We start from the raw sequence: 25,353 nt of genomic DNA on the forward strand, positions 1-25,353 counted from the left end.
TACACCTCGAGTCGTCACATATGCAGCAGACGTAAACACTGTAGCCACCAAGCAACGACGTCGCAATTACGATCGAGCCTCTCGTAACGATCGTGATCTTGTTGTGGTTAGTGTGCTCCGCACGCGCCTGCAGTTCATTACCGGATTCGTCGCAGCACAGGAATTCTAGGCAATACAACTGCCACAAGCGACACAAACCAACTGGGAGCAGATAGGAAACGAGTTATCATCCATAGCTTCAACTTATAGCGTCGACCAATATATTTATTCGCATAAACGATTGCTGCATACTTCTGCAAGATGCTGCAAATCTCGGGGCGATGCTCGCTACGCTTTCGTGCTGCCTTGAGAGCATCGGCAATGAACGCCCGACCGAAGCGTGGAACCAAGCAGTCCCGAAAATAAAAGCGCGCCTTTTCCTTGTCATCTGGAAACATCTCGGTGAGTTTGGTGAAGTACAGAAAACGACTCCGACTCATGCGAACGGTGTACGACGTGCTTTCCTCGTGAATACACCAGACGTATACCGGACGATCGATGAAATAGTTGGTGTATCCTTTCCGGAAAAGACGCATGAATAGATCGTCGTCCTCGTAGCCAGTAAGGCGTGGATCAAATCCGTCGACGGCTAGAAATGCCTTCCTGCAGATCAGCGATGCTGATGGCAACACGAACATGTCATCTCGCAGCATCTCGATAATGGCGCGCTTTGGATGGATTGGGTTATGCTCTTTGATCATTGACGACCGCAACACATTGCCGTCGCCATCTGCCTCTACGGCGTCACCATACAAGAACCCGAATCGCAGGTCCTTCTCTGGAATCGCATTGACCAATACTTCGATGTGGTCCGGTAGATAGAAATCGTCCTGATCCAAAAAGCAGATATAATCAGCGCCTGACGCTTGGACTCCAGCATTGCGAGCGGACCCTTGGCCGCCATTTTCCTTATCGATGATACGAAAGGAATAACGGCCTTCCAATTTCCCGAGCTCTACGCGTTCCTCGTCGCGGGACCCATCATTGACGACGATAACCTCGGTAGCGGGTATCGTCTGCGTTTCAACGCTGGCTAGTGCTCTCTCTATCCATTTTGAGCCGTTATAGTAAGGAATAACGACAGCGACTGTTGTGTTCATGGCCTTGTCTTTCAAATTAATGCTTCCGGACAGGTCTCGATCATTGACACAAAACGAATTGCACCGCCAAGCAGCCAATGAATTCGCGGTCTTTGCCTTGACCCGCTGAAGAGGCTACCGGGGATGATCGCTCTCTCCAGCATCCAGAAAATAGTGTCCGTTTAGATTGCCGAAATGCTCGACGTAGCCGAGCGCTTCGCGACCAGCACGGTTGCTCTCTCGATACGTGTATGGCATGCCCTGCATTATCTGCCCGTTGCACGACACGTCAGGCGCCGGTCTGTCGCTCATACTCGACAAGGACTTCCTCGACCGGGCCAAAAGCCCTCACCCGTCCGCGCTCCATCCAAAGCGCTTTGTTGCACACCTTCCGGATCTCAGAATTCGAGTGCATCGCGAGCACGACAATCTCTGCACGGCTGTGCAAATCTGCTAATCGCGTCTCCGCCTTGTGCATGAATGATGCATCACCAACCCCCATCACTTCGTCAAGCAACAGGATTTCCGCATCAACTGCAGTCGATACAGCGAACGCAAGACGCACCCTCATCCCGCTCGAATAAGTCCGAATAGGCAAATCCAGATAATCGCCGAGCTCACAAAAGTCGGCAATGTCTCGCTGCTTGGAACAAATCTCTTTGTCGGACATACCGAGAAGCAATCCCCGTAGCCGAATGTTTTGCATACCGGTTGAATTCTCGTCCATACCGAGACTGATATCGAGTAACGGAACAACCTTTCCTTCACGCAAAAGTGTACCGCCAGTGGGAGGGTAAATACCCGCCATCGCGCGAAGCAGTGTGGACTTCCCGGCACCGTTGTGTCCGATAAGGCCAATACGATCGCCACGTTCGAAACGCAAGTTAACGTCGTCAAGTGCACGGACGACGATCACCCCGTCATTGCTTTCTGCGATCCGGTTGCGTCTTCCGATCCGGAGCATCTGCTTTTTTAGAGAACGCCCCTGCACGTCATAGATCGGCAGGTCAAGGGTCACGTTCTTTAGTTCAATGTAGGCCACGTCGTGCTCCTCAAACCCAATATGGAATGCGCTTTAAATAGCGTCCCGTTAGAAGCAACGCGATTGGCCACCCGATTATGGCCATCCCTATCGTCACGCCCCATGTCAATGCGCTCGGCATTTGACCGATTAGCGGTCCGCGCACGACATCAATCAGATAAGCGATCGGATTCCAATCGACGATGAACGAAAAGCGGTTCAATGCGTTCGGCCGGAAAATGATGGGCGTTACGTAGAAAGCGACTTGGAGCAACGCACCGATGATCTGCGGCAAATCTCGGAAGCGGGCCGACAATAGACCCGCCACCATTGCAATCCAAAGGGCGTTCAGAATAAATACGAGCAATGCCGGGACGAATACTGGCAACACTTCCCAGTCTTTGACACCGAAGATCAGTAGTAGCGCAATTACAATGACGAAATTGTGCGCCAGCACGATCAGGTTCCTCCAGATCACCTGCAGCATATAGATCAGCTTCGGCGTAGCCATTTGCCGGATGTATGACCCACTGCTGATATAAGCCATACTTCCCTCCTGGACCGTCTGCGAGAAAAGTCCCCACAGCACGATACTGGACGCAAGGAACGGCAGGTATTCGTTCATCTTTTGTCCGAACAACGTACCGTAGACCACGCCGAGCGACGTAATCATCACGCCCATGCTGATGGTGAGCCAGAACGGCCCGACTCTCGAGCGGGCATAGCGCTGCCGGATCTCGAGCCAGCCAAGCAGCGTCCACAACCGCCATGAGGCAATGCTCTGTTTGAGGTCAGCAAGTGAAAGAGTCAGCATGCAAGCTTTGTAGTTGAATGAGATTGAAAAATGGGCCGGTACATCAGAGCGCACCGGTACGACCGGTCAGTCCATGCCAGATGCCGAGCAATGAGAGCCGCAGGTGCGCCACGCGAGGCTGCATGAACAACGCGTAGATCGCAAGCCGGACCGGCATCTTGACCAGTTCAGTCGACTTCCAGCTCCAAGGCACGTAGGAACGCCGGATCAGCGCGATCGCGTTGCGGAACAGATAGTAGTGCCGAACCGCGCTGTGCCCCGGGTAGCTCCGCCCGAACACCTTCACCGGCTCGCCGCCCAGTTCATGCTTCAACCGCAACGCCGGCGCGCCGAGCACCGAATACCCCTTCGAGCGCGCGCGGACACACCATTCGAGATCGACGAAGTCGATGAACAGCGAATCGTCCATCGGGCCGATGTCGCGCCATACAGCGAGATTCACGCACGATCCCGACGTAATCAGAAAGTCGACCTCGACCGGTTGCACACCGTCCGGCTGAACCCGGCGCAACTTCACGTACCCGAAGCGGACGAACGGCGCGACGCCGCCCAATCGCGCATCCTCGTATGCGGGCCCGACGAGCGCCACGCGACGATTACGCATGCGCTCGGCCGCCATTGTGCGAGGCAGTTCGACCAGCAATTCGTCTGACGGCTCGCTATCCTGATCGAACAGCAATACCGACGTACAGTTCGCCGCGGCCAGCCGTTCGATGCCCTGGTTGAGCGCCGTCGCGATGCCAAGATTGGCGCCGTTCGCGACATAGTCGATACGCGCGTCGAGCCCGAGCGCTTCCGGCGCACTGATGGTCTCCGTGTTATCCACCACCACGCATGGCCATACTTTGGCGAGCCGGTTCGCACGGGCTACGCAACCGCTATCCGGTCGGTAGAACACGATCACGACACCGGTCTGCTCCTGAACCGCGGAATTCTGATTCAAGTTACTCACTCAGGCACAGCGTCAACGCATCGGCCCAGTCCGGCAACCGCAATCCGAATGCTTCGGTCAGCTTGTCGTGCGACAGTCGCGAATTGGACGGGCGCTTGGCGGGAACCGGGTAGTCGCTCGCCGGAATCGGCAACACCTTCGGCGCATGCTCGCCCATCGCCTGGGCGAAGATTGCTTCGGCAAACCCGTGCCACGACGTGGCGCCCGCGGACGTGAAGTGATAGACGCCGGAACGCTGTGTCCACCAGTCCGCGTCATCGGCCGCCAACGCCTGCGCGACGATGTGCGCGGTCGCGGTGGCGATCGTCTTCGACCATGTCGGCGCGCCAACCTGATCCGCGACGACACGCAATTCAGGACGCTCGCTCCCGAGCTTCAGCATCGTCAGCAGGAAGTTCTTGCCGCGGCGGCCGTACACCCAGCTCGTCCGCAGAATCAAGTGTGCGCAACCTGTCGCCGCGATGGCCTGCTCGCCTTCCAGCTTGGTCAGCCCGTAGACGTTCTGCGGGTTGGTCGCGTCCGTTTCGACATAGGCACCCTCTTTGGTGCCGTCGAACACATAGTCGGTCGAGTAATGAACCAGCGCTGCACCGAGGCGCGCCGCCTCCTCTGCGAAAGCACGCGGGACTTCGGCATTCAGCCGGCGCGCGGCGTCGACGTCCGTCTCGGCCTTGTCGACGGCCGTGTACGCGGCCGGGTTCACGATGATCGACGGCTTCAGCTCGCGCACGACACTGCGCACCCGATCGAGGTCGGACAGGTCGAGCATCGAGCGGTCGCATGCCACCACGCGGCCGAGTCCTTGCAGCGAGCGCAGCAGTTCGAACCCGACCTGGCCATTCACACCCGTCACGAGGATCGTCGGCTCAGGAGTCACACCCACCTCACGCATAAACTTCGGCTTCGCTCAAACGCTTGCCGGCCGCATCCTTCGCCGCCAGCAGCGGCTCGAAATCGATCGGCCACTCGATCCCGATCTCCGGGTCGTTCCACACGATGCTGCGCTCGTGTTCGGGGAACCAGTAGTCGGTCGTCTTGTAAAGGAACTGCGCGGCCTCCGACAGCACGACGAACCCATGCGCGAAGCCGGGCGGCACCCACAGTTGCCGATGGTTGTCGTTCGACAGCACCACACCCACCCACTTGCCGAAGTTGGGCGAATCCTTGCGAATGTCGACGGCGACATCGAACACTTCGCCCTCGACCACGCGAACGAGCTTGCCCTGCGCGTGCTGGATCTGATAGTGCAGGCCGCGCAGCACGCCCTTCGACGAGCGCGAATGGTTGTCCTGCACGAATTCGACGCCGGGTGCGACCTGCTCAGCGAATTCCTTCCCGTTGAAGCTTTCGTAGAAGAATCCGCGCGCGTCGCCGAACACCTTCGGCTCGATGATCTTGACTTCGGGCAGCGCCGTTGCCGTTACTTGGATGGCCATGCGACTTGATCCGTAAGAATGTTCTTGAGGTACTGACCGTATGCGTTCTTCGCGAGCGGCTGGGCGAGCTTCAGCACTTGCTCCGCGTCGATCCAGTTGCGGCGATACGCGATCTCTTCCGGGCATGCGACCACGAGACCTTGCCGCTTCTGCAGCGTCGCGATGAAACTGGCCGCCTCGATCAGCGAATCGTGCGTGCCGGTGTCGAGCCACGCATAGCCACGCCCCATGATCTCCACGTTCAGCGCGCCGCTGTCGAGATAGCGCGAGTTGACGTCGGTGATTTCAAGCTCGCCGCGCGGCGACGGCTTGATGTCGGCCGCGATATCGCACACCTGGTTGTCGTAGAAGTACAGGCCCGTCACCGCGTAGTTCGAACGCGGCTTCACGGGCTTCTCCTCGATCGACAGCGCGCGGAACGACTTGTCGAATTCGACGACGCCGTAACGTTCCGGGTCGTGCACGTGATACGCGAACACGGTCGCGCCCGTTTCCTGCGCATGCGCGCGCTCGAGCTGCTTCGCGAGGTCGTGACCGTAGAAGATGTTGTCGCCGAGGATCAGCGCCGACGGATCGTTGCCGACGAACGCCTTGCCGATGATGAACGCCTGCGCGAGACCGTCGGGCGACGGCTGCACCGCGTACTGGATGTTCATCCCCCACTGGCTGCCGTCGCCGAGCATCGACTCGAAGCGCGGCGTGTCCTGCGGCGTCGAGATGATCAACACGTCGCGAATGCCCGCGACCATCAACGTCGACAGCGGGTAGTAGATCATCGGCTTGTCGTACACCGGCAGCAGTTGCTTCGAGACGACGTGCGTGATCGGATACAGCCGGGTGCCGGAACCGCCGGCGAGAATGATGCCTTTACGTGCCATCGCTTCTCTCCTCAAGTGCGTTTCGCGTAGTTCGTCTCGACCCACTTGCGGTACTCGCCCGATGCGACCTCATCGGCCCACACCTGGTTGTCGAGATACCAGTCGACCGTCTTTGCCAGGCCGGTCTCGAACGTTTCCGCAGGCTTCCAGCCGAGTTCGCGTTCGAGCTTGCGCGCATCGATCGCGTAGCGGCGATCGTGGCCGGGCCGGTCGGTCACATAGGTGATCTGGTCACGGTACGAACCTGCCGCCTTCGGCCGCGCCTTGTCGAGCAGGTCGCACAGCGTATGCACGACTTCGAGGTTCTTCTTCTCGTTCCAGCCGCCGACGTTGTACGTCTCGCCGGGCACGCCACGCGCGAGCACTTCGCGGATCGCGCTGCAGTGGTCGCCGACGTACAGCCAGTCGCGCACGTTCTGGCCGTCGCCATACACAGGCAGCGGCTTGCCCGCGAGCGCGTTCGCGATCATCAGCGGGATCAGCTTTTCCGGGAACTGGTACGGGCCGTAGTTGTTCGAACAGTTCGTCGTCAGCACCGGCAGGCCATACGTATGATGGTACGCGCGCACCAGGTGGTCGGAGCCCGCCTTCGTCGCGGAATACGGGCTGTTCGGCGCGTACGGCGTCGTCTCCGAGAATTGCGGGTCGGTGGCCGACAGCGAACCGAACACCTCGTCGGTCGACACGTGCAGGAAACGGAACGCGGCCTTGTCGGCGTCGTTCAGACCGTTCCAGTACTGGCGGGTAGCCTCGAGCAGCGTGAAGGTGCCGACGACGTTGGTCTGCACGAAGTCCGCGGGACCGTGGATCGAGCGATCGACGTGGCTTTCCGCGGCGAAGTGCAGCACCGCGCGGGGCTTGTGCTCGGCCAGGAGGGCGTCGAGTGCGTCACGGTCGCAGATGTCGACGCGCGCAAACACGTGCTTCGGGTTTCCGTCCAGCGACTGCAGCGTGCGCAGGTTCCCTGCGTACGTCAGCTTGTCAACGTTGAGCACGGCTTCGTCGGATGCGCGCAGCCAGTCGAGTACAAAATTGGCACCGATAAAACCCGCGCCGCCCGTAACCAGGATCATGAGGCTCCCTCAAATAATGTGCGGCAGACGCCATCAGGCGCCTGCCACCTCAGATTCGCAAATGCTAGTAGCTTGTGATTGCCACGTCCAACCGGGAATTTTAACCGGTCGACATGGCCTCCAAAGTCATGAAATGCTAATTTTGTTGGGGAAAGAGACAATTATAGGGAGCCGCCCCCTGCAAAAGCCATGCCGCTAACAACTTGATACAGCGCTTCGAACCCTTTCCAACTGTGAAATTTCCCTACCCGACCAGCCCGTTATGCGGAACAAAAATTGCGTCATGACGCCATGAATGGATGATTTTTCCCACCTTATCGATACTCGCAAAGTCCGCCACCTCATGACCCTCCCCCCCATCGCTATCGGCGACATCCAAGGCTGTCATTCCGCTTTCCAGTCGCTGCTCGACAAGCTCTCGCCCTCCGTCGACACGCCCCTCTGGCTCGCCGGCGACGTCGTCAACCGCGGCCCCGGCTCCCTTGCCGCGCTGCGCGCGGTCGTCGACCTCGGCCCGCGCGCGACCGTCGTGCTCGGCAATCACGATCTCCACCTGCTCGCGGTCTCCGCTGGACTGCGCACCGAGCGTCCGGGCGACACGATCGGCGAGATCCTCGACGCGCCCGACGCCGACGCGCTGCTCGACTGGGTCCGCCATCGCCCGTTCGTGCATGTCGAAGACGGAAAGCTGCTCGTGCACGCCGGCGTGTTGCCGCAATGGGACGCCACGCTCGCGCTCGAACTCGCGGACGAGCTCCAGCGCGCGCTGCGTGCCCCCGACTGGCGCGACATGCTGCAAGGCCTGTACGGCAACGAACCGAATCAATGGACGCCGAACCTGAAAAAACGCGACCGGATGCGCGTCGCATTCAACGCGTTCACGCGCCTGCGCTTCTGCACGCCCGACGGCGCGATGGAGTTCAAGGCGAATGGCGGCCCCGACAGCGCGCCGCCCGGCTACCTGCCGTGGTTCGACGTGCCGGGGCGCCGCACCGAGGACGTGACGGTCGTGTTCGGGCACTGGGCCGCGCTCGGCCTGATGTTGCGCGACAACGTCGTCGCGCTCGATTCAGGATGCGTATGGGGGAATCAGTTGTCGGCCGTGCGGCTCACGGCCGACCCGGCGCAGCGCACGGTCACGCAGGTGCAGTGCGAAGCGTGCCGTTCGCCGGGCGGCGAATGACGGCACGCTGATTCGCCAGATCCGGCCGGCCGCGCGTCAGCCCTCGCGCCCCGGCACCGGCGCATCGGCTGCCGCGTCGCCCGCCGCACCGGCACCAATTTCGGTCGCTGGAAACGCATGCTTCTGCAACTCGGCGAGCGACTCGGCCGTCGGCTTGCCGACCTTCTCCTGCAGCGTCGCCAGTGCGGCCGCGATCGCGTCGCGCGCCGCGGCAGACGTCGCCCGCCGGTCACCGCCCGGCGCGATCGGTTCGCACACGTACAGATGCGCGACGAGCGGGCCGCCGCGCAACACCATGTCGAGCGACGTGCCGAGCGACAGATCGCCCGTGTAGGCCGGCGCGACCGACTGCCGCCCTTGCGCGTCCTCGTACATCAGGCAGATCGGCTGCACCGCGCAGCCGGCCGATACCGCGGCCTGGAACAGGTTCGCATGGAACGGCAGCAGATCCTGGCCATCGGACGTCGTCCCTTCCGGAAACACGCACATCAGCCCGCCTGTGCGCAGGCGCTCGGCCATCTCGTGCATGATCCGCATTGCCTCGGTACGCTTCTCGCGCTGCAGGAACACGGTGTCGAGCTTCTCGGCGAGCCAGCCGACGACCGGCCACTGCCGCACCTCGGCCTTCGACACGAACGGCGTCGGCCGCCACGCGTTGACCGCATAGATGTCGAGCCACGACACGTGGTTGCCCACAACCAGCGCGCTCGCGTCGAGCCGCGCGCCGTCGTTGTGGACGACGAGGCGCATCCCGCAGATCCGCAGCAGCTTGAGCGACCAGCGGCGTATCAGCTCGGCGCGGCGCGCGGGCGTGACGTGCGCAAAACGCAGCGCGACGATCACCATGCCGCGCAACAGGTGAAAGGCGAGACGCAGCTTGCGAAAGGCGATCATGGCGAAGGTTCCGCGTGGTTCAGTGGCGCTCGAACGCGACCTGTCCGGTCACGAGCGTGGTACGCACGGTGGCCGGCAGTTCGTAGCCGAGGAACGGCGAATTGTGGCCCTGGCTCTTCAGCGCACGCGGCTCGACGCGCCAGTGCGCGCGCGGATCGAACACGCACAGGTCGGCCGCGCCGCCTTCGGCGAGGCGCCCTGCCGGCAGCTGCAGCACGTCGGCCGGCGCGGACGTGATGCGGCGCAGCGCCTGCGCGAGCGGCGTGCGCGTCTCGTCCGCCCACTTCAGCGTCAGCGACAGCAGCAGTTCGAGCCCCGTCGCGCCCGGCGTCGCTTCACCGAACGGCAACAGCTTCTCGTCGTCGTCGACTGGCGTGTGATCCGAGCAGATCGCATCGATCGTGCCGTCGGCGAGCGCCACGCGAATCGCTTCGCGATCGCGCTCGCTGCGCAGCGGCGGATCGAGCCGGAACTGCGAATCGAAGTAGCCGATATCGACGTCGATCAGGTGGACGTGGTTCACGCCGACGTCGCAGGTCACGGGTAGCCCCTCGGCCTTCGCCTCACGCACGAGCGCGAGCCCGGCCGCCGACGACAGCCGCGCGAGGTGCACGCGTGCGCCCGTCACGCGCATCAGTTCGAAAATCGTGTGGAGTGCGATCGTCTCGGCCGCGACCGGCACGCCGGACAGCCCGAGCCGCGACGCGAGCGCGCCGCTCGCGGCCACGCCGCCGCGGCCGATGAACGCGTCGAGCGGACGCAGCCACGTCGTGTAGCCGTAGGTGCTCGCGTACTGCAGCGCGCGCAGCAGCACCTGCGTGTCGCGCACCGGCACGTTGGCATGCGTGAAGCCGACGCAGCCGGATTCGGTCAGCGCGACCATCTCGGTGATTACCTCGCCCTTGAGGCCGACCGTCAGCGCGCCAAGGGGATGCACGTTGGCCTGGTGCAGATTGCGTGCGCGGAACTTGAGCATTTCGACGAGGCCCGGCTCGTCGAGCACGGGATCGGTGTCCGGCGGGCACACGAGGGTCGTGACGCCGCCCGCGACGGCCGCGGCCATCTCGGACGCGAGGGTCGCCTTGTGTTCGTAGCCCGGCTCACGCAGCCGCGCGCACAGGTCGACGAGGCCAGGTGCGACGATCAGGCCCGACGCGTCGATCGTCTGGTCCGCGTTGAAACCGGCGGGCGCACTGCCCAGCGCGGCAATCTTGCCGTCCGCGACGAATACGTCGGCCTGCCCTTCGGTGCCGGCGACCGGGTCGATCAGCGTGCCGCCTTTGATATGAATCTTCATGCGCTGTCTGTGAATGCGTTGATTGCGTTGAATGCCTGAACGAGGAGGCGCGAAAGCGGGCTCAGTCGCTGTTGCCGGCGACGATGCCCATCACCGCCATCCGCACCGCGATGCCGAACGTGACCTGGTTGAGGATCACCGATTGCGGACCGTCGGCGACCTGCGAATCGATCTCGACACCGCGGTTCATCGGCCCCGGATGCATCACGATCGCGTCGGGCGCGGCGAGCGCGAGGCGCTCGGGCGTCAGGCCCCACGTCTTGAAGTACTCTTGCGCGGACGGCAGCAGCGCGCCGCTCATCCGTTCGTTCTGCAGACGCAGCATGATGATCACGTCGACGCCCTTCAGCCCCTCGTCGAGGTTGTGGAACACCTTCACGCCCATCTGCTCGAGACCGCCCGGCAGCAGCGTGCGCGGGCCGATCGCACGCACTTCCGGCACGCCGAGCGTGGTGAGCGCGTGGATGTCGGAACGCGCGACGCGCGAATGCAGGATGTCGCCGACGATCGCCACGCGCAGCTTCGTGAAGTCGCGCTTGTAGTGACGGATCGTGTACATGTCGAGCAGGCCCTGCGTCGGGTGCGCATGACGGCCGTCGCCGGCATTGATCACGTGCACGTGCGGCGCGCAGTGCTCGGCGATCAGGTACGGCGCGCCGCTCGACGCGTGGCGCACGACGAACAGGTCGGCATGCATCGCCGACAGGTTGTTGATCGTGTCGAGCAGCGATTCGCCCTTGCTCGTCGACGACGCATTGATGTTCAGGTTCAGCACGTCGGCCGACAGGCGCGTCGCGGCAATCTCGAAGGTCGTGCGGGTGCGCGTCGAGTTCTCGAAGAACAGGTTGAACACGGACTTGCCGCGCAGCAACGGCACCTTCTTCACTTCACGGTCCGTCACGCTGACGAACTGCTCGGCGGTATCGAGGATGTGATTGACGATCGAGCGCGGCAGGCCCTCGATCGACAGCAGGTGCTTCAGCTCGCCGTTTTTCGTGAGCTGCGGGTTGCCCTTCAGGAAACCGTAGCGAAACCGGTCGGGGCTCGCGGCCGCCGCGGGATTGCCGGTGCGGCCAGTGGTGTCGGTGGTCATGGTGTGCGTGATTCCAACTATGCAAACGGGCCGCGGTGCAAACCAGCGGCCCGGGATACGGTTCGCGTGTCGTTCAGGCGCCGTGCGACTCGCTCTGTGCCTCGATACGCAGCGTGAACCGCGCCTCGTCGCGCGCGAGCACGAGCGTCGCGTCGGCCGGCACGTCGAGCGTCCCGCCCGCGAAGCGCGCGGCGAGCGGCAGCTCGCGGCCGCCGCGATCGGCGAGCACAGCGAGCTCGACCGCGGCCGGACGGCCGTAGTCGAACAACTCGTTGAGCGCCGCGCGCACGGTGCGCCCGGTGTACAGCACGTCGTCGACGAGCACGATGCGCGTGCCGTCGATCTCGAACGGCAGCGACGTCGGGCTGGCCTGGCTGTGCAGCCCCTTCTTCGCGTAGTCGTCGCGATGCAGCGCGACGTTGACGACGCCGAACGCCGGTGCGCCGAGATCGCGCGCGAGGCGCTCGGCCAGCCACGCGCCGCCGCTGTAAATGCCGGCGAGCCGCGGGCCGCCCGGTTCGGCGAACGCCGTGCCGTACGCGGCGCGGATCTGGTCGAGCAGGACGCGGTAAAGCGCCTCGGCGTCAATGGTGCTCATGGTCGGACAATTGATCGAGATACTGTTGAAGAATGACGCGCGCGGCCTCGGCATCGAGCATGTCGGTGCGAGCGCGGCCGCGCACGTTGCGCTCGCGCAGCCCGGCTTCCGCCTCGACCGACGAATAGCGCTCGTCCACCCACGTGACGGGCAGCCCGAAGCGGCCGTTCAGCTGGTTGCCGAAACGCTTCGCCTGCTGCGTCATGTCGTGCGGCGTGCCGTCCGGATGCATCGGCAGGCCCACGACGAGCGCATCCGGCCGCCATTCGGCCAGCAGGTCGCCGACCGCCTTGAAGCGGTGCTCGCGGTTCAGGTTCTGGATCACGACGAGCGCACGGGCCGAGCGCGTCAGCGCGTTGCCGATAGCGACGCCAATCCGTTTTTCGCCGTAGTCGAACGCCAGGAGCGTCGCATCGCGCGCGCTCGCGCCACTCATGCGTGCCCTGCCTCGCCGGACAGCATCGACGAACTGACGCCGAGCAGGCCGAGCGCGGCTTCGAAGCGCTCTTCGGCCGGCGTGTCGAACACGATGCGCGGATCGGCCGCGACGGTCAGCCAGCCGTTGCGGGCAATTTCTTCCTCGAGCTGCCCGGCGCCCCAGCCTGCATGGCCGAGCGTGAGCAGGAAGCGCTTCGGGCCGGTGCCCGTCGCGACCGCCTCGAGCACGTCCTTCGACGTCGTCATCTCGAGCCCGCCGTCCACGGACATCGACGAGTTGTAGCTCGCGCCCTCGACCGGCTCGTGCAGCACGAAGCCGCGCTCGGTCTGGACCGGACCGCCGAAGTACACCGGAATGTGCAGCAGCGGCTCGATGTCGAGCTTCAGGTCGATGCGGTTGAACAGCGATTCGAGATCGATGTCGGTCGGACGATTGATGACGAGGCCGAGCGCACCGCGCTCGCTGTGATCGCAAAGATAGACCACCGTTCCCGAGAACGTCGGATCGGCCATGTTCGGCATGGCGATCAGGAACTGGTTGGTGAGATTGATGCGATCGGAAGGCTTTGACATGGTTTGAATTTTAGCAAAGACGCCGCGACCTGACCGGGCCGCGATCAACAAGCAACGCCGCGCCACGCTGGCAACGGCGCGCGCGGATCACACGGCACTCTAACACGCGCGCGGGCGCTGTCGGCAGCGTGTTGCGGGCCCGCGCGGCAAGGGCCGCCGTCGCGTGTCCGTCCCCTTGTTCGTCAGGTCCGGCCGAGCGCCGTGCCGAGCGCTTCGGACGCGGCCGTGAGATCCGGCGGCGCGACGCCGGCCGCGATCTTCAGAAGCGCCGCGCGCAGCATGTCGGACGCGTGGCGGTGCGCATCGAGGCCGCCGTCGGCAAGCGGCACGCCATGCGCCGCACGACGCCACGCCAGACCGAGCGTGTCGGCCAGCAGCGCCGCGTGACCGAGCCCGAGCGCGCAGGCGGCCGTGCCGACCCGGTAGGCCGCGCCGGACGCGTGCCACGCGGCGCCGGCATCGGCCGTGGCCGGGTTGGCCGCCAGATCGGCCATCGATGCGTCGGCGGTCTGCAGGAAATCTTCATAGGCATGCGCGTTGACGGTCACGACGCCGAGCGCGCGGGTCGGCGCGGCGGCGACCGCCTCGTGCTCGGCCCGCGCGGCATCGGCCTCCCACAAGGCTTCGGAGGCGGGCGTGCCGGCCACGTGCCAGTCGACCGTCAATCCGTAGTCGTGCAGCACGTCGACGAGCGCGACGTCCTCGGCCGCGGCGCCGAACAGCGCGAAATCGCGCCACAGCAGCGCCACCGTCTCGCGCACCAGTTCGGGCGGCGCGCCGCGCCGGCCCTGCGCGTGTTCACCGAGCAGCAGGTTGGTCCGCGCGAGAAAGCGCTTCAGCTCGGGCGCGCCGCTTGCGCGCAGCGCGCGCGCGCAAGCGGCCGCGAGCCGCCAGAAATCGTACGGCCCGTCGTCGGTGAGCGCGGCCAGCATCGCGTCGAGTTCGTCGAGCGCCGCGCCCGGCGCGCCGTGCTCGGCACGCAGCACGCCGAGCAGCGCCTGCTCGTAGCGGGCACGAATCCGGGTCGCGAATGCATCGGGCAGCGCACGCAGCGTGGCAGGCGGCACCGCGCGGCCGACCAGCGCGAGCGCATCGAGCGGCGCGCGCGTGCGCAGGTCGGCGGCGCTTTGCGCGCGCAACGCACGGAAGTGCTCGAAGAGAACGGGCGAGCACGCAAGCTCGCGCAGGTTGTGGCGCCCGACGGCCGCACGAAAATCGCGCAGCGCGGCACGCCAGCCGGCCGTAGTCGGCTCGGTGGCGACGAGCGGCACGGCGGCCGACAGTTGTCCAGCGAAACGCGCGGCCGGCAGCCAGCCGGCTTCCGCCAGCACCGCCGCGGCCGCGGCAAGCGGCGCCGCTGCATCGTCGCGCCGCTCGAATGCGTCGGCGGCCGCCGCCAGCCATGCGTCAGCCGCGCGCACGGCCCCGCCACGCGGGTTGGGCAATGCGTCAGGGTGGGGAACGTTCGCCGGATCGGACGTCATGGACACGCGCGCCTGTCATCGTCAAGTCGCTCGCGCGAACCGCGGCGCGCGAGCGCCGGGCCGGTGCGAGGCCTGAGCGGAGTGTCCGTGGGCGAGGGGCCCGGTCAGATCTGGACCATCTCGAAGTCTTCCTTGCGGGCGCCGCATTCAGGGCACGTCCAGTTGATCGGGACGTCTTCCCAGCGCGTGCCCGGGGCAATGCCCTCTTCCGGCAGCCCGGCTTCTTCGTCGTAAATCCAGCCACAAATCAGGCACATCCAGCTCTTGTATTCCATCTTAAGCCGCGTCGGGGAAAAGTCGGTAAATTCGGGAGCCATGATGGTACCGTGTCGGGGCCGGACTGCCTAGCAATCGCGCTGGAGGACGGCGCCTACGTTGCGCTGCGCTAAAAAATCCGTCGTACCGGCCGGATTCCACCGCATAATGGTTGAAAAGTGCGGCCTGCCGGGCAACACAGGGCCGAACCCGCCCATTCGCCTCGCCGTCCGCATGTCCGTCGCTCGTCCGTTTTTCTCTTGCCCCATTTCTACATGTCCAGCAACGCCCCTCCGATCGTCCTCACCTTCGGCCTGTCCGATCCCACCGGTGGCTCCGGCCTCCAAGCCGATCTGATGACCCTGGCGAGCATGGGCTGTCACGGCGTGTCCGTCCTGACCGGCTATACCGTGCGCGACTCGGCCGCCTGCGATGAAGTTACCGGCCTCGACCCCGACGTCGTCGCCGCGCAGGCGCGCATGCTGCTCGAAGACATGCCGGTTGCCGCGTTCAAGATCGGCGCGGCGACGCGCGCGGAAGTCGTGAGCGCGATCGCCGAAGTCGTCGCCGACTACGACGGCGTGCCGCTCGTGCTCGCGCCGGACTTCACGCTCGACGACGAACACGTGCTCGCCGCCGACGACCTGCGCGAATCGATCGCCGACCTGCTGGCGCCGCAAACCACGTTGCTGGTCGCCGACCACGCGACACTGATCGCGCTCGCGCAGCCGGACGGCGATGCCGAGGCGCCGAATCTCGACGCGGCCGTGTCGCACCTGCTGTCGCAGGGCTGCGAATACATCCTGTCGTCGGAAACCGGTTCGCACCGGCTCGTCAATACGCTGTACGGCGAGGAAGGCCAGCTTCGCGAAGACATGTGGGATCGCTCGCCGCACCGGCTGATGGGCATCACCGATACGCTCGGCGCGGCCATCGCGGCACTGCTCGCGAACGGCCAGGAGCCGCCCGAAGCCGTGCGCGAGGCGCAGGAATACCTGTACCAGGCCGTGCGCGACGCGTTCCGGCCCGGCATGGGCGCGTACCTGCCCGACCGGTTCTTCTGGGCACGCAGCAACGACGAGTCCGACACGCCGCCGGCCGTGAAGGCCGACCTGGTCGCAAGGACGTCGCACAGGCATTGAGTTGCGCGCGGCGGGCAGGTCCCGCCGCCGCGAACGGCACGCCGAATTCCGCGTGCAAATAAAAAAGACCCGCATCGCTGCGGGTCTTTTCTTTTGGCTGGAACGCGCATCGCTGCGCGCTCCGGACATCTTCGACCGAAGTCGATTACATGTCCATGCCCATGCCGCCCATGCCGCCCGGCATGCCGCCCGGCATCGGTGCGTCTTCCTTCGGCAGTTCTGCGACAGCTGCGTCCGTCGTCAGCAGCAGGCCTGCAACCGAAGCTGCGTTCTGCAGTGCGGTGCGCGTGACCTTGGTCGGGTCGACGACGCCAGCTTCAACCATGTCGACGTACTCGCCCGTTGCTGCGTTGTAGCCGTAGTTGCCCTGGCCTGCAGCAACCGCCGCCACCACGACGCTGGCTTCTTCGCCGCCGTTCGTGACGATCTGGCGCAGCGGCTCTTCCATCGCGCGCAGCACGATCTTGATGCCGGCGTTCTGGTCGGCGTTCGCGCCGGTCAGGCCTGCGATCGCGGTGCGTGCGCGGATCAGCGCGACGCCGCCGCCTGCCACGATGCCTTCTTCCACAGCTGCGCGCGTGGCGTGCAGTGCGTCTTCGACACGTGCCTTCTTTTCCTTCATTTCGACTTCGGTCGCAGCACCGACCTTGATCACTGCAACGCCGCCTGCCAGCTTGGCCACGCGCTCTTGCAGCTTTTCACGGTCGTAGTCCGACGTCGCTTCTTCGATTTGCGCGCGCACTTGCTTCACGCGTGCTTCGATGTTCACGGCTTCGCCTGCGCCGTCGATGATCGTCGTGTTTTCCTTGCCCACTTCGATGCGCTTCGCCTGGCCCAGTTCTGCCAGCGTTGCCTTCTCGAGCGTCAGGCCGGTTTCTTCCGCGACGACTTGACCGCCGGTCAGGATCGCGATGTCTTCCAGCATCGCCTTGCGACGGTCGCCGAAGCCCGGCGCCTTGACCGCAACGGTCTTCAGGATGCCGCGGATGTTGTTGACGACCAGCGTCGCGAGTGCTTCGCCTTCGACGTCTTCCGCGATGATCAGCAGCGGACGGCCAGCCTTCGCGACTTGCTCGAGCACCGGCAGCAGATCACGGATGTTCGACACCTTCTTGTCGTGCAGCAGCACGAACGGGTTGTCGAGGACGGCGACTTGCTTGTCCGGGTTGTTGATGAAGTACGGCGACAGATAGCCGCGGTCGAATTGCATGCCTTCGACGACGTCGAGCTCGTCGGCCAGCGACTTGCCGTCTTCGACGGTGATCACGCCTTCCTTGCCGACCTTGTCCATCGCTTCAGCGATGCGATCGCCGATCGACGAATCGCTGTTCGCCGAGATCGAGCCGACCTGTGCGATTTCCTTGTTGGTCGTGCACGGCTTGCTGATCTTCTTCAGCTCTTCGACAGCCGCTGCGACTGCCTTGTCGATGCCGCGCTTCAGGTCCATCGGGTTCATGCCCGATGCGACGTACTTCATGCCTTCGCGAACGATCGATTGCGCGAGGACGGTTGCCGTCGTCGTGCCGTCGCCTGCGTTGTCGCTGGTCTTGGAAGCGACTTCCTTGACCATTTGCGCGCCCATGTTCTGGAGCTTGTCCTTCAGCTCGATTTCCTTCGCGACCGACACACCGTCCTTGGTGACCGTCGGGCCGCCGAAGCTGCGCTCGAGCACGACGTTGCGGCCCTTCGGACCCAGCGTGACCTTGACTGCGTTGGCGAGAATGTTCACGCCTTCGACCATCTTCGAACGGGCGGAATCGCCGAATACGACGTCTTTAGCTGCCATCTTCTAACTCCTTGAATTCTTGGGAATATGTACCGTCGGAGGACGCTTACTTGGCGTTGACCACGGCCATGATGTCTTCTTCGCGCATGACCAGCAGTTCCTGGCCGTCGACCTTCACGGTCTGACCTGCGTACTTGCCGAACAGGACACGATCGCCGACCTTCACGTCGAGCGCGATCGGGGCGCCCTTGTCGTCGCGCTTGCCCGGGCCGATCGCCAGGACTTCGCCCTGATCCGGCTTTTCAGCAGCGGCGTCGGGGATCACGATGCCCGAGGCGGTCTTGGTTTCCTGATCCAGGCGCTTGACGATCACGCGATCGTGCAAAGGACGAAGGTTCATATTCACTCCTCTCTTGACTGAGATTGAAGAACGCTTAGGGAATCTGCCCGGCTTATCGCCCGGCAGAGAATTGTTAGCACTCTCGTGCAGCGAGTGCTAATTATATGGACGGGTTTTGACAAATTCAAGAAGGGGAACCAGAGGAATTTTTGGGGCGACGACGCGGCGGGAAAATCCACGAAAACAACCAAAAACCCTTTCAAAACAAAGTCATGACGTACGCAGCCGCCCCGGCGGACGGGCTCGAGCGGCCCGCGCCTGTCATCCAGCCCCGTTTGGACACCGGGTAAGCCCGGAGTTCCTGAGACCGGTGACATCGCATCGAAAAAACCGTGCGGACGCCGATTTCGTCTGCCGCGACGTGCTCGTTCGCCGGCGTCGCCCGGCCGATCTCACGCGTCGGCGCAGTCCGCGTCCGGCAGCGGCCGGAAGGTCCGGCCCTCCGTCTCGACGGCCACACCCAGCCGCCGCGCGAGCCCCTTCGCCCCTTCGCGCATCACGACGTCGTGATTCCATCGGAACAGCGGCCGTGCCAGCGGCTCCAGCCAGTTCATCCACCCATGCGTGCGGATGTGCCAGTCGTAGCGCACGACGGTGCGCGCGCCGGCGGCGGCGAACGACCAGCGTCCGTCGCCCTCGATCGCGCCGCTCGCATGGCCTTCGAGCACATGCGGCCGCTCGACGCGCCGCACGCGCATGTCGAAGGTCAGCCGGTACGGCAGCGCGCCCTTCCATGTATACCGGTGCAAGGCGCCGACGCCGCGCGCGTCGCCTGGCTCGAGCTCGACGGTACGCACGGCGCCCTTCCACCAGTCGGGCCAGCGGTCGACCTGATAGATCGCATCCCAGACCGCCGCGAGCGGCGCATCCACCCGCCAGGTCGTCGAAAACCGGTACTCCGCCATGCAGCCTCCGGCAGGCGCGTTCGGGAACGCGGATCGGCGCGCCGTCAGGGCGCGAAGAAACGCTCGGGAAACGCGACGTCGATCTCCACGTCGTCGAGCGTCACGGTTTCGAGCGGCACGTCGTCATCGTCGGCGTAGCTGACGACCTTCAGCGGAAAACCGTCCGCGGCGTCGAGCCACAACCGGTAGCGATGCACACCGTCGATCGCGTGCGCGGGCGCGCCCGTGACCAGCACGCGCAGCGCGGTCCGGCCGCCGACGGTTTCCTCCCCTTCAGTCACCGTCGCACCGCCCTGCTGCAGCGCATGCACGTTGCGCAGCAGTTCGCCGACGTCCGAGCGGTCGACCCGGTGGCCGGCGCGGTCGCGCACGAGCGGATTGGACGGCGACAGCGTCAGCGCGGGGGGCGCATGCGTGCCGAACGGGCGCAGCCGCACCTTGCCGTCGCCGGGATCGTACGCCAGCACCGCGCCGCGATGCGGCGACACGAAATCCATCCGGACGAAGCCCGGCTTCAGGTACGCGTAGCGGATTTCGGTGCGCTCGCCGTCGCGCGCCGACGAGCGGATCGTCGCGCGGTACGAGCGGACGTGGTCGAAATGCGACTGCGCGAAGGTCACGGGATCGGCTGTCATGCTCGCTCCTATCAGGCTCGCGGCCAGCAACGCGGCGATCACGGCGCCGCCTCGACATCGAGCACGCCTTCCATCCCGCGCTCGCGATGGCTGCTGAAAAACAGCAGCCGGTGCGTGCAATAGTAGGCGAACCGGCCCGGCTGCTGCGGCGTGATACGAAACGTTCTCGGCGTGGTGCCGAGCTCGGTATGCACCGCGACGCCAGCCTGCGGCGGCGCGTCGATCTCGAAGCTGTGCGGCACCACGCCGGGCTCGGCCGATACGGTCAGCTCGACCGGCACGTGCGCGCGGACGATCACGTGGTTCGGCCGGAAGAAATAGCTGCCGCCGACGATCGTCACGCGCTGCACGCCATCGGCATCGACCGGCACGCGCACGGGCGCGTCGCCCTGCGCTCGCGCAAGCATCGTGCCCGCGACGACCGCCGTCAGCACCAACCCTTTCCTCATCGCCGTCTTCATCGCCTGCTCCCTGCGGGCGCCGCGCGTCATCCCTTCCACGCGTCGGTCGGCCCGCCCAGCGCACCGCATGCGTCGATCGCGAGTTCGCGCAGACGCCGTTCGTCGCCACGGCCGGACAGCGCAAAACCCATGCCGCGATCCGACCAGAAATACGTGTAGCGGCCGTCGGCCGACATCGCCTGCGGCGCGAGGCGACGCGCATCGTATGCGGTCATGTACAGCGTCACGCGCGCGCCGTCCGCGCGCTCGTACATAAGTTGCGCGGCCGGCCCCGCGTCGCCGGGCAGCAACCGGCCGCCCAGCAGCGCATAACCGTATTCGTCGAGCGACGGCGCGCGCACCGGCCGGCCGAGGCGCGCCGACAGCCATGCGGCGAAACGCTCGGGATCGGCCGCACCGACTTCCACCGGATGCTCGCGATCGGCGGCGTACATGGCATACGCGACATCGGCGCGCGCCGCGAACGCCGGTTCGCTGCCGAACGCCGCCCAGCCCGCATGCAGCGCGACGCCGATCAGCAGCCCGGCCGCCAGCCCCGCGAACGCCTGCGCGACGGTGCGCCAGCGCGGCGTGCGGCGCTGCACGAACAACGCGGGCGCGGCGGCCGGCAACGGGAACAGTGCTTTCAGCGCATCGCGCTGCGCACGGTAATGCGCGAATCGTTCGGCTTCCTGCGGATCGGACTGCAGGCGCTCGAGCATCTCGCGCCGCTCGTGCCCGGACAGTTCGCCGTCCAGCAGCGCGGACAGCAGTTGCGCCGACGCATCGTCGTCCTGCTGGTTCGAAGGCTTGCGCGGATCGTCCATCATGGCTTCCCGATCACCCGTAACGTGGCCGTGCCGTGCGACGACGGCGCGTCCGACAGCAACGCGCGCATCTGCGCACGCGCCCGCGCGAGCCGCGACATCACCGTGCCGACCGGCACGCCGAGCACTTGCGCGGCATCGCGATAGCTCAACTCCTCGAGCGCGACCAGCAACAGCACCTCGCGCTGCTCGACCGGCAGCCGGTACAGCGCGCGCTGCACGTCGCGCAACTCCAGGCCGCCGACCTCGCCGGCCGGCGCGGCCATCGTCTGCCACGGCGCCGTCGCGTCGTCGACCGCGATCTCGTGCCGCGCCCGCAACTGGTCGATGAAGCGGTGCCGCAACAGCGTCAGCAGCCACGCGCGCAGGTTGCCGCCGTCGCGCGGCGGCCGGTTCAGCGCACGCTCGAGCGTGTCCTGCACGAGATCGTCGGCCCACGCGCGCTCGCCCGTCAGCGCACGCGCATAGCGCGTGAGATGCGGGAGCCACACCAGCAGGTCCGACTCATAGCTCATCGGGATGCCTCGCGCGTCGCCGCGCGGTCACGGCCGTGCGACGTGCCACATGCCGCCGATTCCGTCGCCGCCCGCGTCGCCGGCCTTGTGGTCCATCTTCCAGCGATACAGCGGGCGGCCGCGGTATGCCCACTGCTTTTTGCCGTCGTCGCGGGCGACGAGGCTCAGCGCGCCCGACGCCTTGTCGTACGCGTCGGCGAGCGCGGGTGGCCAGTTGGCTGCGCACGTGCCGTCGCACATGCTCTTGCCCGGCGCATCTCGATCGAACACGTACAGCGTCATGTGCGCTTCGTCGACCAGTTTCCCGTCGCCGACCTGTGGCGGTTCCGCGGCCGCCGGTCGCACGATCGCCGCCGTCAGCGCGGCGGCGAAGAGCATCCGTTTCATTCCCGTTCTCCTTGACGTCGTGTCGCGACACGGTGCCGCCGAACGGGACGATCGGCTGCGTCACGATCATTATCCCGCCGGCCGGCGGTGCCGGAACTCGGTATGTAAACGGACGGCGACGGCCGGTTATTCCATGCCGCGATGCGCGGCGGCGATCATTCATGCGACGAAAGCGAGCGGAAGCCTGAAATGACAACGCGGCATGACATCGCTGTCATGCCGCGTTGCGCGCCCGCTGTTGCACGGGCCGTATCGCGCGAGCGTCTCGCACGACGGCCGATGCGGCGCCGTCGTGCGGGTTCGGCCGGTTACCTCGGCAATGCGCCAGTCAGCGACTGAAGCAGCGTCGTCACCGGTGCGAGCGGGTTGTTCGCCGAGCCGTTGCCCGAATGCGGCGTCACCGACAGGCCCGGTGCGGAACCGAGCACCGTGCCCACCGACGTGCCGGCCGCATTGACGACCGTCGCCGTCGAGTTGGCGCCCGTCGTCAGCAGCGAACCGACCGCGCCGGCCGTACCGCCGGCCGCATTCGCGCCTGCGCCGAGCAGGCTGCCGCCCGCCGCTGCCGTCGAACCGGCCGCCTGGCCGAGCGCCGCCGGACCGGACCCGAGTGCGCCCGTCACCGAACCGAGCGCACCGGTCAGTGCGCCGGCCGGGTTGCCGCCGCCCGTCAGGCCGCTCACGAGGTTCGTGATCGGGGCGATCGGGTTATTGCCGGCCGCACCGGACAGCGTGCCGACCACCTGGTTGACGACGCCTTGCACCGGCGCCAGCGGATTGGAGCCGCCGAGATTGCCGAGGGCGCCCGTCACCGAGTTCAGCGCGCCCGTCAGTGCGCCGGCCGGATTGCCGCTGCCGAGCGTACCGACGACCTGGTTCACGACACCCTGCACCGGTGCCAGCGGGCTCGTGCCGCCCAGTGCGCCGAGTGCACCGGCCACCGAGCCGACCGCGTTGCCGAGGGCGCCCGTGGCCGTCCCGACCACGTTGCTCAGCGTGCCGGCCGGGTTGCTGCCGCCGAGCGTGCCGACGACCTGATTGACGACGCCTTGCACCGGTGCCAGCGGGTTCGTGCCGCCGAGGTTGCCGAGCGCGCCCGTCACCGAACCGAGTGCGCCGGTCAGCGCGCCGGCCGGATTACCGCTCGGCAGTGCGTTCTGCAAACCATTGACGAGGTTCGTGATCGGCGTGATCGGGCTCCCGCCGCCCGCACCCGACAGCGTGCCGACGACCTGGTTCACGACGCCCTGCACCGGCGCCAGCGGGTTCGCGCCGCTGAGCGCGCCCGTCACCGAGTTCAGTGCGTTCGTCAGCGCACCCGCAGGATCGCCGTTGCCGAGCGTGCCGGCGAGTTGCGTGACGACGCCTTGCACCGGCGCGAGCGGGCTGCCGGCACCGCCGACGTTGCCCAGCGTGCCGGTGATCGTGTTGACCGCGTTGCTCAGTGCGCCAGTCGGGTTGCCGCTGCCGAGCGTGCCCGTGACCTGGTTCACGATGTTCTGGATCGGGGTGATCGGGTTCGCGCCGCCGCCGAGGTTGCCCAAGGCGCCGGTTACGGTGCCGAGGGCGCCGGTCAGTGCGCCAGCGGGGTTGCCGCCGCCGATGCCGCCCAATGCACCCGTCACCGTGCCGAGTGCGCCAGTCAAGGCGCCCGCCGGGTTGTTGCCGCCAACGCCGCCCAGTGCGCCGGTCACCGTACCGAGTGCGCCGGTCAAGACGCCGGCCGGGTTGCCGCCGCCAACGCCACCCAACGCGCCCGTCACCGTACCGAGCGCCCCGGTCAAGGCGCCGGCCGGATTGCCACTGCCAACGCCCCCCAGTGCACCTGTCACAGTACCAAGCGCGCCGGTCAATGCACCTGCCGGGTTACCGCCGCCAACACCGCCCAATGCGCCTGTCACCGTGCCGAGCGCGCCGGTCAAGGCGCCGGCCGGATTGCCACCGCCAAGCGCGCCCGCAACGCCATTCACTACGCCTTGCACCGGCGCCAGCGGGTTCGAGCCGCTGCCGAGGTTACCCAGCGCCCCGGTGACCGTGCCAACGACGCCGGTGAGTGCGCCGGCCGGATCGCCACCACCGATCGTACCCGTCAGCCCGTTCACGACACCCTGAACCGCTGCCAGTGGATTCGCCCCTCCGCCGAGATTGCCCAGTGCGCCGGTCACCGTGCCGACTGCGCCCGTCAGCGCACCCGCCGGGTTACCGCCACCGAGCGCACCCGTTAGCTGATTCACGACGCCTTGAACCGGCGCCAACGGATTCGCACCACCGCCGATACCACCCAGTGCGCCCGTTGCCGTGCCGAGCGCGCTGCTCAGCGTGCCGGTTGCCGTATTCAATGCGCCCGTCAGCGCACCGGCCGGATTGCCGCCGCTTAACGCGCCCGTCACCTGATTCACCACACCCTGCACCGGCGCCAGCGGATTCGCGCCGCCACCGATACCACCCAGTGCGCCCGTTGCCGTGCCGAGCGCGCTGCTCAGCGTGCCGGTTGCCGTATTCAGCGCGCCGGTCAGTGCACCGGCCGGGTTGCCACCACTCAGCGCGCCCGTCACCTGATTCACCACACCCTGCACCGGCGCCAGCGGATTCGCGCCGCTACCGATACCACCCACTGCACCCGTTGCGGTGCCGAGCGCATTGCTCAACGTCCCCGTCGCCGTATTCAGCATCCCCGTCAACGCACCTGCCGGGTTGCCGCCAGCGAGCGCACCCGTCACCTGGTTCACCACGCCCTGCACCGCCCCGAGCGGCTGCACCGTGCCGCCGCCACCGCCGAGTGCACCGGTCACCGCCCCCACGGCGCCCGACAGCACTTGCCCCGGCTCGCCGAACGACGTCTGGATCGCACCCGCCCCGCCCGCCGTCACGGTGACCGAGCCCAGCGGCGACGTGCCCGTCGCGACCAGCCCGACCGACACGCTGTTCGTCGGCGGATTGACGATCACCTGCGGGATCGGCAGCGAGTCGAGCGCCCCCGCCATCGCGGAACCCGAAGCCAGCACCCCGAACACCGTCGCGACCGACAGCGCCACGCCCGTCAATTTAAAATTCTGTCCCATCGTTATTTTCCCCATCTCGGTTGGCACTACGTTGACAAAGCATGGGGACGGATTGCACGAAGCGTGCCAATTCCAAAAACCGGATTGATTCCTCTGCCGATTTACTTGGAATAACGCTTTTTAATCGATTTCAGGCGAAATTAACGGGTGGCGGAGCATCAATCGTCTGATGAAAAAGACGCTCGGCACGCGGATGTAACGTAACGT

General features: G+C 65.7%; 27 protein-coding genes. 2 read left to right on the forward strand and 25 right to left on the reverse strand.

The window, feature by feature from the left end; all coding sequences use genetic code 11:
- Window positions 1-137: 137 nt before the first annotated feature.
- The 8 genes from HWX07_RS12155 to rfbB form a co-directional block, all read right to left on the reverse strand.
- Complete coding sequence (locus HWX07_RS12155) at window positions 138-1,139, reverse strand: glycosyltransferase family A protein (protein WP_175876405.1); 1,002 nt, start codon at window positions 1,137-1,139, stop codon at window positions 138-140.
- Window positions 1,140-1,407: 268 nt separating this feature from the next.
- Window positions 1,408-2,160: an ABC transporter ATP-binding protein gene (locus tag HWX07_RS12160; protein WP_175876406.1), complete on the reverse strand. Its 753-nt coding sequence runs from the start codon at window positions 2,158-2,160 to the stop codon at window positions 1,408-1,410.
- A gap of 10 nt (window positions 2,161-2,170) precedes the next feature.
- Window positions 2,171-2,953, reverse strand: coding sequence for an ABC transporter permease (locus HWX07_RS12165; RefSeq protein WP_175876407.1), 783 nt, complete (start codon window positions 2,951-2,953; stop codon window positions 2,171-2,173).
- A gap of 43 nt (window positions 2,954-2,996) precedes the next feature.
- Complete coding sequence (locus HWX07_RS12170) at window positions 2,997-3,857, reverse strand: glycosyltransferase family 2 protein (RefSeq protein ID WP_244129972.1); 861 nt, start codon at window positions 3,855-3,857, stop codon at window positions 2,997-2,999.
- 40 nt (window positions 3,858-3,897) lie between these two features.
- Window positions 3,898-4,797 carry a dTDP-4-dehydrorhamnose reductase gene (rfbD, locus tag HWX07_RS12175; RefSeq protein ID WP_175876409.1) on the reverse strand — a complete coding sequence of 300 codons (900 nt, stop codon included), beginning with the start codon at window positions 4,795-4,797 and terminating at the stop codon, window positions 3,898-3,900.
- Window positions 4,790-5,341: a dTDP-4-dehydrorhamnose 3,5-epimerase gene (gene rfbC, locus HWX07_RS12180; RefSeq protein WP_011544743.1), complete on the reverse strand. Its 552-nt coding sequence runs from the start codon at window positions 5,339-5,341 to the stop codon at window positions 4,790-4,792. Before rfbC ends, rfbD begins: the two co-directional genes overlap by 8 nt.
- On the reverse strand, window positions 5,326-6,219 hold the full coding sequence (gene rfbA / locus HWX07_RS12185) for a glucose-1-phosphate thymidylyltransferase RfbA (RefSeq protein ID WP_175876410.1): 894 nt from the start codon (window positions 6,217-6,219) through the stop codon (window positions 5,326-5,328). Before rfbA ends, rfbC begins: the two co-directional genes overlap by 16 nt.
- Before the next feature lie 11 nt (window positions 6,220-6,230).
- A complete protein-coding gene (rfbB, locus tag HWX07_RS12190) occupies window positions 6,231-7,292 on the reverse strand; it encodes a dTDP-glucose 4,6-dehydratase (protein ID WP_012328028.1) in 1,062 nt (353 codons plus the stop codon).
- Between the two features lie 343 nt (window positions 7,293-7,635).
- On the opposite strand from rfbB, the gene HWX07_RS12195 reads away from it, so the two are divergent.
- Window positions 7,636-8,475 carry a symmetrical bis(5'-nucleosyl)-tetraphosphatase gene (locus tag HWX07_RS12195; protein WP_175876411.1) on the forward strand — a complete coding sequence of 280 codons (840 nt, stop codon included), beginning with the start codon at window positions 7,636-7,638 and terminating at the stop codon, window positions 8,473-8,475.
- Between the two features lie 36 nt (window positions 8,476-8,511).
- Here HWX07_RS12195 and HWX07_RS12200 read toward each other — a convergent pair whose 3' ends face one another.
- The 8 genes from HWX07_RS12200 to HWX07_RS12235 all read right to left on the reverse strand — a co-directional run bounded on the left by HWX07_RS12200 (window position 8,512) and on the right by HWX07_RS12235 (window position 15,127).
- Window positions 8,512-9,369 carry a lysophospholipid acyltransferase family protein gene (locus HWX07_RS12200; RefSeq protein WP_175876412.1) on the reverse strand — a complete coding sequence of 286 codons (858 nt, stop codon included), beginning with the start codon at window positions 9,367-9,369 and terminating at the stop codon, window positions 8,512-8,514.
- Between the two features lie 19 nt (window positions 9,370-9,388).
- The gene (locus HWX07_RS12205) at window positions 9,389-10,666 is read right to left on the reverse strand and encodes a dihydroorotase (protein WP_175876413.1); all 1,278 of its coding nucleotides are present in this window, start codon (window positions 10,664-10,666) and stop codon (window positions 9,389-9,391) included.
- Between the two features lie 61 nt (window positions 10,667-10,727).
- The gene (locus HWX07_RS12210; protein ID WP_006476735.1) at window positions 10,728-11,759 is read right to left on the reverse strand and encodes an aspartate carbamoyltransferase catalytic subunit; all 1,032 of its coding nucleotides are present in this window, start codon (window positions 11,757-11,759) and stop codon (window positions 10,728-10,730) included.
- Between the two features lie 73 nt (window positions 11,760-11,832).
- Entirely contained in the window at window positions 11,833-12,357 is a 525-nt protein-coding gene (gene pyrR, locus HWX07_RS12215; RefSeq protein ID WP_175876414.1) for a bifunctional pyr operon transcriptional regulator/uracil phosphoribosyltransferase PyrR, read from the reverse strand.
- Window positions 12,344-12,793 carry a Holliday junction resolvase RuvX gene (gene ruvX, locus HWX07_RS12220; protein ID WP_006476737.1) on the reverse strand — a complete coding sequence of 150 codons (450 nt, stop codon included), beginning with the start codon at window positions 12,791-12,793 and terminating at the stop codon, window positions 12,344-12,346. The genes pyrR and ruvX overlap by 14 nt, the downstream gene beginning before the upstream one ends.
- Window positions 12,790-13,368: a YqgE/AlgH family protein gene (locus tag HWX07_RS12225; protein ID WP_011544736.1), complete on the reverse strand. Its 579-nt coding sequence runs from the start codon at window positions 13,366-13,368 to the stop codon at window positions 12,790-12,792. The genes ruvX and HWX07_RS12225 overlap by 4 nt, the downstream gene beginning before the upstream one ends.
- A gap of 182 nt (window positions 13,369-13,550) precedes the next feature.
- Window positions 13,551-14,852, reverse strand: a complete 1,302-nt coding sequence (locus tag HWX07_RS12230; RefSeq protein ID WP_175876415.1) for a hypothetical protein — start codon at window positions 14,850-14,852, stop codon at window positions 13,551-13,553.
- A 104-nt stretch (window positions 14,853-14,956) separates the two neighbouring features.
- Window positions 14,957-15,127, reverse strand: coding sequence for a rubredoxin (locus HWX07_RS12235; RefSeq protein ID WP_004186709.1), 171 nt, complete (start codon window positions 15,125-15,127; stop codon window positions 14,957-14,959).
- A gap of 255 nt (window positions 15,128-15,382) precedes the next feature.
- On the opposite strand from HWX07_RS12235, the gene HWX07_RS12240 reads away from it, so the two are divergent.
- Window positions 15,383-16,249, forward strand: coding sequence for a hydroxymethylpyrimidine/phosphomethylpyrimidine kinase (locus HWX07_RS12240; RefSeq protein ID WP_012328021.1), 867 nt, complete (start codon window positions 15,383-15,385; stop codon window positions 16,247-16,249).
- Between the two features lie 145 nt (window positions 16,250-16,394).
- On the opposite strand, the gene groL is transcribed toward HWX07_RS12240, so the two are convergent.
- The 9 genes from groL to HWX07_RS12285 form a co-directional block, all read right to left on the reverse strand.
- Complete coding sequence (gene groL / locus HWX07_RS12245; protein WP_012328020.1) at window positions 16,395-18,035, reverse strand: chaperonin GroEL; 1,641 nt, start codon at window positions 18,033-18,035, stop codon at window positions 16,395-16,397.
- A gap of 46 nt (window positions 18,036-18,081) precedes the next feature.
- Window positions 18,082-18,375: a co-chaperone GroES gene (gene groES / locus HWX07_RS12250; RefSeq protein ID WP_004186661.1), complete on the reverse strand. Its 294-nt coding sequence runs from the start codon at window positions 18,373-18,375 to the stop codon at window positions 18,082-18,084.
- A 392-nt stretch (window positions 18,376-18,767) separates the two neighbouring features.
- Window positions 18,768-19,280 (reverse strand): SRPBCC family protein, encoded by a 513-nt coding sequence (locus HWX07_RS12255; RefSeq protein ID WP_175876416.1) that lies wholly within the window; start codon window positions 19,278-19,280, stop codon window positions 18,768-18,770.
- Between the two features lie 44 nt (window positions 19,281-19,324).
- Complete coding sequence (locus tag HWX07_RS12260) at window positions 19,325-19,957, reverse strand: DUF1571 domain-containing protein (protein ID WP_175876417.1); 633 nt, start codon at window positions 19,955-19,957, stop codon at window positions 19,325-19,327.
- A complete protein-coding gene (locus HWX07_RS12265; protein ID WP_175876418.1) occupies window positions 19,954-20,376 on the reverse strand; it encodes a quinol oxidase in 423 nt (140 codons plus the stop codon). Before HWX07_RS12265 ends, HWX07_RS12260 begins: the two co-directional genes overlap by 4 nt.
- A 26-nt stretch (window positions 20,377-20,402) precedes the next feature.
- Entirely contained in the window at window positions 20,403-21,185 is a 783-nt protein-coding gene (locus HWX07_RS12270) for an anti-sigma factor (protein WP_175876419.1), read from the reverse strand.
- The gene (locus HWX07_RS12275) at window positions 21,182-21,697 is read right to left on the reverse strand and encodes a sigma-70 family RNA polymerase sigma factor (protein WP_011694183.1); all 516 of its coding nucleotides are present in this window, start codon (window positions 21,695-21,697) and stop codon (window positions 21,182-21,184) included. The genes HWX07_RS12270 and HWX07_RS12275 overlap by 4 nt, the downstream gene beginning before the upstream one ends.
- Window positions 21,698-21,724: 27 nt before the next feature.
- Window positions 21,725-22,084 (reverse strand): hypothetical protein, encoded by a 360-nt coding sequence (locus HWX07_RS12280; protein WP_023475290.1) that lies wholly within the window; start codon window positions 22,082-22,084, stop codon window positions 21,725-21,727.
- A gap of 308 nt (window positions 22,085-22,392) precedes the next feature.
- Window positions 22,393-25,146 carry a hypothetical protein gene (locus HWX07_RS12285; RefSeq protein WP_175876420.1) on the reverse strand — a complete coding sequence of 918 codons (2,754 nt, stop codon included), beginning with the start codon at window positions 25,144-25,146 and terminating at the stop codon, window positions 22,393-22,395.
- Window positions 25,147-25,353 lie beyond the last annotated feature (207 nt).

Source organism: Burkholderia sp. BCC0097, from assembly GCF_902832985.1.
Taxonomy (GTDB): Bacteria; Pseudomonadota; Gammaproteobacteria; order Burkholderiales; family Burkholderiaceae; genus Burkholderia; species Burkholderia orbicola.

Excerpts from the sequence above, each read along its gene's own strand:
- HWX07_RS12155 (WP_175876405.1), bottom strand. The coding sequence starts at position 1,139 with ATGAACACAACAGTCGCTGTCGTTATTCCTTACTATAACGGCTCAAAA.
- HWX07_RS12165 (WP_175876407.1), bottom strand. The coding sequence starts at position 2,953 with ATGCTGACTCTTTCACTTGCTGACCTCAAACAGAGCATTGCCTCATGG.
- rfbD (WP_175876409.1), bottom strand. The coding sequence starts at position 4,797 with ATGCGTGAGGTGGGTGTGACTCCTGAGCCGACGATCCTCGTGACGGGT.
- rfbC (WP_011544743.1), bottom strand. The coding sequence starts at position 5,341 with ATGGCCATCCAAGTAACGGCAACGGCGCTGCCCGAAGTCAAGATCATC.
- rfbA (WP_175876410.1), bottom strand. The coding sequence starts at position 6,219 with ATGGCACGTAAAGGCATCATTCTCGCCGGCGGTTCCGGCACCCGGCTG.
- rfbB (WP_012328028.1), bottom strand. The coding sequence starts at position 7,292 with ATGATCCTGGTTACGGGCGGCGCGGGTTTTATCGGTGCCAATTTTGTA.
- HWX07_RS12195 (WP_175876411.1), top strand. The coding sequence starts at position 7,636 with ATGACCCTCCCCCCCATCGCTATCGGCGACATCCAAGGCTGTCATTCC.
- HWX07_RS12200 (WP_175876412.1), bottom strand. The coding sequence starts at position 9,369 with ATGATCGCCTTTCGCAAGCTGCGTCTCGCCTTTCACCTGTTGCGCGGC.
- HWX07_RS12205 (WP_175876413.1), bottom strand. The coding sequence starts at position 10,666 with ATGAAGATTCATATCAAAGGCGGCACGCTGATCGACCCGGTCGCCGGC.
- HWX07_RS12210 (WP_006476735.1), bottom strand. The coding sequence starts at position 11,759 with ATGACCACCGACACCACTGGCCGCACCGGCAATCCCGCGGCGGCCGCG.
- pyrR (WP_175876414.1), bottom strand. The coding sequence starts at position 12,357 with ATGAGCACCATTGACGCCGAGGCGCTTTACCGCGTCCTGCTCGACCAG.
- ruvX (WP_006476737.1), bottom strand. The coding sequence starts at position 12,793 with ATGAGTGGCGCGAGCGCGCGCGATGCGACGCTCCTGGCGTTCGACTAC.
- HWX07_RS12225 (WP_011544736.1), bottom strand. The coding sequence starts at position 13,368 with ATGTCAAAGCCTTCCGATCGCATCAATCTCACCAACCAGTTCCTGATC.
- HWX07_RS12230 (WP_175876415.1), bottom strand. The coding sequence starts at position 14,852 with ATGACGTCCGATCCGGCGAACGTTCCCCACCCTGACGCATTGCCCAAC.
- HWX07_RS12235 (WP_004186709.1), bottom strand. The coding sequence starts at position 15,127 with ATGGAATACAAGAGCTGGATGTGCCTGATTTGTGGCTGGATTTACGAC.
- HWX07_RS12240 (WP_012328021.1), top strand. The coding sequence starts at position 15,383 with ATGTCCAGCAACGCCCCTCCGATCGTCCTCACCTTCGGCCTGTCCGAT.
- groL (WP_012328020.1), bottom strand. The coding sequence starts at position 18,035 with ATGGCAGCTAAAGACGTCGTATTCGGCGATTCCGCCCGTTCGAAGATG.
- groES (WP_004186661.1), bottom strand. The coding sequence starts at position 18,375 with ATGAACCTTCGTCCTTTGCACGATCGCGTGATCGTCAAGCGCCTGGAT.
- HWX07_RS12255 (WP_175876416.1), bottom strand. The coding sequence starts at position 19,280 with ATGGCGGAGTACCGGTTTTCGACGACCTGGCGGGTGGATGCGCCGCTC.
- HWX07_RS12265 (WP_175876418.1), bottom strand. The coding sequence starts at position 20,376 with ATGAAGACGGCGATGAGGAAAGGGTTGGTGCTGACGGCGGTCGTCGCG.
- HWX07_RS12270 (WP_175876419.1), bottom strand. The coding sequence starts at position 21,185 with ATGATGGACGATCCGCGCAAGCCTTCGAACCAGCAGGACGACGATGCG.
- HWX07_RS12275 (WP_011694183.1), bottom strand. The coding sequence starts at position 21,697 with ATGAGCTATGAGTCGGACCTGCTGGTGTGGCTCCCGCATCTCACGCGC.
- HWX07_RS12280 (WP_023475290.1), bottom strand. The coding sequence starts at position 22,084 with ATGAAACGGATGCTCTTCGCCGCCGCGCTGACGGCGGCGATCGTGCGA.
- HWX07_RS12285 (WP_175876420.1), bottom strand. The coding sequence starts at position 25,146 with ATGGGACAGAATTTTAAATTGACGGGCGTGGCGCTGTCGGTCGCGACG.